The organism is Pseudomonas defluvii (genome assembly GCF_001695625.1).
Lineage (GTDB): Bacteria > Pseudomonadota > Gammaproteobacteria > Pseudomonadales > Pseudomonadaceae > Aquipseudomonas > Aquipseudomonas defluvii.
In genome coordinates, this window is record NZ_MBPN01000182.1 from 1 (window position 1) to 5,389 (window position 5,389).

Here is a 5,389-nt window from a genome sequence, read left to right on the forward strand (position 1 = left end):
AAACTGTATCAAGGGTTCGAATCCCTTCTTCACCGCCAGACAAATGAAAGCCCCGAACTCCAGTAGTTCGGGGCTTTTTTGTTTATGCCATGGAATCAGGGAGTAAGGCGTTTCATATGATCAGTGAATATTTCAACGCGTCGCAGGTGAAAGCGGCTGAGCAATTGATCATTGCCATCAGCGCTTCGGACGAGCTGCGCGATCGCCATCTGCAAATGTTGCGCGAAACCGAGCTGGATGGCGACGACGTCGAAGAGGCTGAGGGCGACCCATCCCGGCTGTTGTGGATCATCAAGGACATCATCGACTGGGAAACCGGTTTTTACGTCGACTGGAGTGACACGGAGTCCTTCGTCGAATGCCTGGGCGAACTTGCCGAAAGCCGCAGTGTGACGCTGAGCTTCGGCGTTGAAGACCCGCTGGCCGAAGAGTTTCTCGACGAAGTCGAGGTGCCTGAACTGATGCTCCGCGCTCACGCCGAACTGGCCGCGCAAGGCCTGGTGCTGTGGAACTGGGACACCGAGGGTGATGCGTATGGCGGCTGGATCAGTCGCCCGGACGCGGCGCCTGTGATGGCGACCGTTTCCGAGGTCCTGGGTGTCGAGATTCGCGAAGGCAGCGAGTCGTTTTAATGCCAGCGACCGCCATCGCCCTTCACGGGCGTGATGGCGGCTGTCGACCGCTGCCGTGTCTACCTTAGAAGCTGACCGACGCCGATACCCTGGCTGTGCGTGGCGCACCGGGGAACAAGTAGCCATCCCCCAGGTATTCGCTGGCGTCACGCCAGTAACGGCGGTCGAACAGGTTGTCCACCGTCAGGCGCAGTACCGTGTCGTATCCGCCGATGCGGGTGCGGTAGCGGCTGCCAAGATCAAACACGGCATAACTGCCGACGGCCACGCTGCCGGCATGGTTGGCGTATTTGCTGGCGCTGTAGCGGGCACCGCCGAGCAGCGCCAGGCCGGGTAGGCCGGGCAGGCTGTAGTCGGCCTGCAGGGCGGCGCGGAAGTTCGGTACGTTGAGGGCCTGGTGACCTTCGTAATCGGCGGTGTCGCTACCCTCGACCCGGGCGCGAATCGCCGCAGCACTGGCATTGATCTGCAGGTTTGACGTTACCCAGCCGCTCGCGCCCAGTTCCAGGCCGGTGTTCTTCTGTTGGCCCTGCTGCACATAGGTGAACGCCCCGGCGCCATCCGGGCGCATGTACTGGTACGCCTGGCGCAACTGAAACAGCGCTGCGCTGAGGCTCAGGCGTTGCCAGTCGCGCTTGATGCCGACTTCCAGTTGGCGTGACAGGGTGGGGGCCAGGGTTTCTGATGCGTTGCTGGCAAACCATGGTGCGGTGCCGCCCGACGACAACCCTTTGCTGTAGCTGGTGTAGATCGAAATGTCCTGGCGCGGTTTGTAGATCAACGCGGCATTGGGCAGCAGTTCGTAGCGCTGAGTGGTGCGTGTTGAATTGCCGTCTTCATCGAAGGCGTGCTCATCCAGGCGTACCTCGCGCGCGCCCAGCACGGTCTGCCACTGTTCGTTGAAGCTGATGCGGTCACTGATGAACAGGCCGTACTGGCGGCTGTCGAGGCGGCGGGTGCTGTCGCCCAGAGGCAGGGCAGAGGGTTCTGCGGCTGATGGGTCCTGGTTGATGTTGCCTGTGCCGACCCATTCATTGAAAAGACTGCGTTGATCCAGTGTTCGCCGCTGCGCACTGCTGCCGACCGTCAGGTCATGCTCCAGGCTGGCAGCGGTAAAACGGCCATTGAGCGTAATCTGGGCTTCGTCGATGCGTCGGGTATCATCGGGGCTGCGGTAGTCGTAGATGTCGTAGTCGCCGCTGGGGCTGAAGAAGTTGCCTGGCGGAGGGTTGTTGCAGGTGGCAGCCCAGCACCCAAAGGCAAACGAGCTGTAATCGTCGATCACCACCTTGCTGCGCGAGGCGCTGAGGCTGCCGGTCCAGGTATCGCTGAAGCGGTACTCGAAGCGCCCACCCAGGTTCAGCGAGTCAATCGTCACGGGCTTGGCCCAACGTTGGTAGGCCAGGTGATCCTCGGGGTCGACACTGTGCGGCAGGCTGTTGCCGCCCAGCAGTTGATAGCCAGGCGCCGAACGCTGCTCGCGCTGCTGATACTCGACGTCCAACTGCAACAGGGCGTCGGGGTTGAGCTGCCAGTCGAACGCCAGCGACGCGAAATCCCGTTGCCCGTCGGCGTGTTCGACATACGAGCGAATGTCTTCATGTGCCAGGTTGGCCCGCAGGCCGAATTGCCGTTCGCTGCCGAACCAGCCGCCCAGGTCGGCGGCCATGTAGCGCTCACCCTGATCATCGCCTGACAGGGTCAGTGAGCGAACGTCCTCAGGGCGTTTGGTGACGTAGTTGATCACTCCGCCCGGCGCGGATACGCCGCTCTGCAAGCCTGAGAGCCCCTTGAGCAGTTCCACCTGCTGTTTGTTTTCCAGTGCTACGTTCTGTTCCCCGGCGATGGTCTGGCCGTTGATCTTGTAGCTGCTGGCCGCATCCAGGCTGAAGCCGCGCACCATGAAGTTCTCGTAGTAGCCCACGGGCGCATAGTTTTCGCCGACAGAGGCATCGCTTTGCAGCACTTCGCTGAGCAGACGCACCTGGCGGTCGGCAATCAGCGACTCGGTAAACACCGAGACCGAGGCGGGCGTATCGAGCAGTGGGGCGGGCTGGAAGCCACCGACGGTCGCTTCGTGGGCCTGGTAGCCCTCGTCCAGTTGCTCAGAGACTGTCAACGGTGCCAGTGTGATGCCGTTTTCGGCCATGGTGTGCGATGAGCTCAAGGCCAGGCTGAAGCTCAGCAGGCCGAGGGGCAGGCGGTGCAGGGTCATGCGAAAAGCTCCTTGAGGGCCTGCAGCGGGTGCGCCGTTATAGCTCGGCTGCTACCCAAGTGCTGGAGGCCCGGTGCGGCGAAACATTAAGTGCGCTAGAACGCGATAACTACCGGCATTGCGCCGGACAGCTGCGGGGGCGAAAAACGGCCGCTATCTTAGCAGGGGCGCCATGGACAAGGCGCCCCTGAGTTCACCGAAAATTCAGTGAGTTGTAAGGAGGGGGAGGGCTCTAGTGCTCTGACGGCGGCGACGATGGCTTGTGTTTACGCCACTGGCCGTCAAGCTTTGACCAGGTCTTGCCGTCGGTGACAGCCATCAGTTTGCGCCCGTCCTTGAGCGTGGCCACGAAGGTCACCTCTTCCTCCTTGCCGCCCAGCCAGAGGCCGGCGATCAAGCCAAGAGGGCCTGCCATCAGTGCGCCGGCCACGCCCCAGCCAAGGGCGCTGCTCAGGCTGCGATTAAACTCCTGATTGGCGATTTTCATGTCCCTGATGCGTGACAGGGTGATTTTTTCTCCGGGCATGGGGTTTTTGCAGGTCTTGAGTGTGAGCGATCCATTGCGGTACTCGCCCTCACCTTGCAAGAAATCGCCGGCTTGAACCGTGAGTCTTGTCATAGTGCTTCCCAGTGAGTAAAGGGGCTGTTGACCAACGCCCTACTCAGCCCTTTGCGCTATGACAAGTCAATCAGCAGGCGACGGAGGGTCGTGCTCTGGGCTTCAGGCGGCACTGGTCAGGCGAGTGCGCTGGTACTGCGCCAGTAGCCATACCACTAGCGCCAGGCCGCCGATGATCGTTCCGGCCAGCGCGATACCGTCCCAGCCATAAGCCTGGAACAGTTGTGTACCGAGCAATGAACCCAGTGCGCCGCCGATGAAGTAGCAGGTGATGTAGCCTGCGTTCAGCCGATTACGCGCCTCCGGGCGCAGGGCGATCACCGCATTCTGGTTGCTCACGTGTACCAGTTGTACTGCCAGATCCAGAACCAGCACGCCAACCAGCAATGCAGCCAGTGACGATTGGGCGAAGGCCAGCGGCAACCAGGCCAGCAGCAATGCCAGCAGGCCGACCAGGGTGCCCATTGAGCCCTTGCCTCGGTCGGCAAGGCGTCCGGCCCAGTTGGCAGCCAGGGCGCCGGCGGCACCGGCCAGGCCGAACAGGCCGATGATCGCGTCGGTGTAGTGATAAGGCTCGGCAGACAGCAGGAAGGCCAGCGGTGTCCAGAACAGCGCGAACAGGCTGAAGGCCAGCAGGCCGAGCAGTGAGCGCAGGCGCAACACCGGTTCTTCGGCGAACAGGCGGAACACCGAGCCGATCAAGGCGGGATAGCGCATGCCTGCAGGTTGATGGCGCGATGGCAGGGCGCGCAGCAGGGCAAGGGTGCACAGGGTCATCAGCCCGGCTGCCAGCAGGTAAATACTGCGCCAGTCCCCCAGGGTTGCCATGAAACCGGCTGCGGTGCGCGCCAGCAGGATGCCCAGCAACAAGCCGCTCATCAGTGTGCCCACCACCCGGCCGCGTTGCCCCGGATCACTCAGGCCGGCGGCCATGGGTACCAGCACCTGAGCCACCACCGAGAACAGGCCGGTCAACGCGGTGCCCAGCAGCAACCAGGGCAGGCTCGCAGATAAGGCGCTGATCAGCAGGCCGAGGGTGCTGATGCTCATCATGGTGACAATCAGGCGTCGCTGTTCGAACAGGTCACCGAGTGGCACCAACAGCAGCAGCCCGACGCCGTAGCTCAGTTGGGCCGTAACGACGATGCTGCCCGCGCTTGCGGTGCTGAGGTTGAACTGCTGGGCAATGCTGTGCAGCAGTGGTTGTGCATAGTAGTTGCTGGCGACGGCGAGGCCCGTGGCAATGGCCATCAGCAGAATCAGTGCGCGGCTCAGCGGTGGCGTGGCTGCGGTCATCGGACGTTCCCTGTATCGGTGGTTGGTGCGTGCTGGTGCCTAGTATCGACAGCGCCTTAATATGACGCCAATGTATCGTTTTCATTCGATCAATCTATAAAACAGATGAATGTATGAACCTCAAGCAGATCGAGTACGCGTTGGCTGTTGCCGATACCGGCAGTTTCACCCTGGCTGCGCAGCGTTGCCATGTCGTGCAGTCGGCATTGAGCCACCAGATTGCCCGGCTTGAAGAGACCTTGGGGGCGCGACTGTTTGAGCGAAGCTCGCGACGGGTGAGCCTGACGCCCGCCGGCGAAGCCTTTGTGGTCAGCGGCCAGGCTGCGCTGGAGGCCGCCCGGCGGATTGGTGATGATGTCGCCGCCGCCTGTGGAGAAGTGCGTGGGCGCTTGTCCATAGGCGAGATCAGCTCTCTGACAGAGCTGGATCTGGTCGACCTGTTGGCAGGTTTCCATCATGAGTACCCGCAGGTTGATATTCGCTGGCTGATCAACAAGAGCGAGGTGTTGATGGCGGATGTGCGGGAGCGGCGCCTGGATGTTGCCTTTATCGGTGTCTGGCCTGGTGAACCGATCGAGGGGGTGGCGTCGCGGCTGCTGGCCAGGGAAGAACTGGTGGCGTTGTTGC

General features: G+C 62.0%; 5 protein-coding genes. 2 read left to right on the forward strand and 3 right to left on the reverse strand.

From position 1 onward, the window contains the following. Positions 1-116: 116 nt before the first annotated feature. Positions 117-632: a DUF6630 family protein gene (locus tag EKA13_RS25700; RefSeq protein ID WP_065761886.1), complete on the forward strand. Its 516-nt coding sequence runs from the start codon at positions 117-119 to the stop codon at positions 630-632. Between the two features lie 64 nt (positions 633-696). On the opposite strand, the gene EKA13_RS25705 is transcribed toward EKA13_RS25700, so the two are convergent. The 3 genes from EKA13_RS25705 to EKA13_RS25715 form a co-directional block, all read right to left on the reverse strand. Then, positions 697-2,847: a TonB-dependent siderophore receptor gene (locus EKA13_RS25705; protein ID WP_065761887.1), complete on the reverse strand. Its 2,151-nt coding sequence runs from the start codon at positions 2,845-2,847 to the stop codon at positions 697-699. Positions 2,848-3,079: 232 nt separating this feature from the next. Further along, positions 3,080-3,466: a hypothetical protein gene (locus EKA13_RS25710; RefSeq protein ID WP_065761888.1), complete on the reverse strand. Its 387-nt coding sequence runs from the start codon at positions 3,464-3,466 to the stop codon at positions 3,080-3,082. A gap of 102 nt (positions 3,467-3,568) precedes the next feature. Continuing rightward, positions 3,569-4,762 carry an MFS transporter gene (locus EKA13_RS25715; protein ID WP_065761889.1) on the reverse strand — a complete coding sequence of 398 codons (1,194 nt, stop codon included), beginning with the start codon at positions 4,760-4,762 and terminating at the stop codon, positions 3,569-3,571. Between the two features lie 113 nt (positions 4,763-4,875). On the opposite strand from EKA13_RS25715, the gene EKA13_RS25720 reads away from it, so the two are divergent. Beyond that, a partial coding sequence (locus tag EKA13_RS25720) for a LysR family transcriptional regulator (protein ID WP_141685679.1) occupies positions 4,876-5,389 on the forward strand: 514 nt, incomplete at its 3' end.

Coding starts and splice junctions, on each gene's coding strand:
- EKA13_RS25700 (WP_065761886.1), top strand. CDS start 117: ATGATCAGTGAATATTTCAACGCGTCGCAGGTGAAAGCGGCTGAGCAA.
- EKA13_RS25705 (WP_065761887.1), bottom strand. CDS start 2,847: ATGACCCTGCACCGCCTGCCCCTCGGCCTGCTGAGCTTCAGCCTGGCC.
- EKA13_RS25710 (WP_065761888.1), bottom strand. CDS start 3,466: ATGACAAGACTCACGGTTCAAGCCGGCGATTTCTTGCAAGGTGAGGGC.
- EKA13_RS25715 (WP_065761889.1), bottom strand. CDS start 4,762: ATGACCGCAGCCACGCCACCGCTGAGCCGCGCACTGATTCTGCTGATG.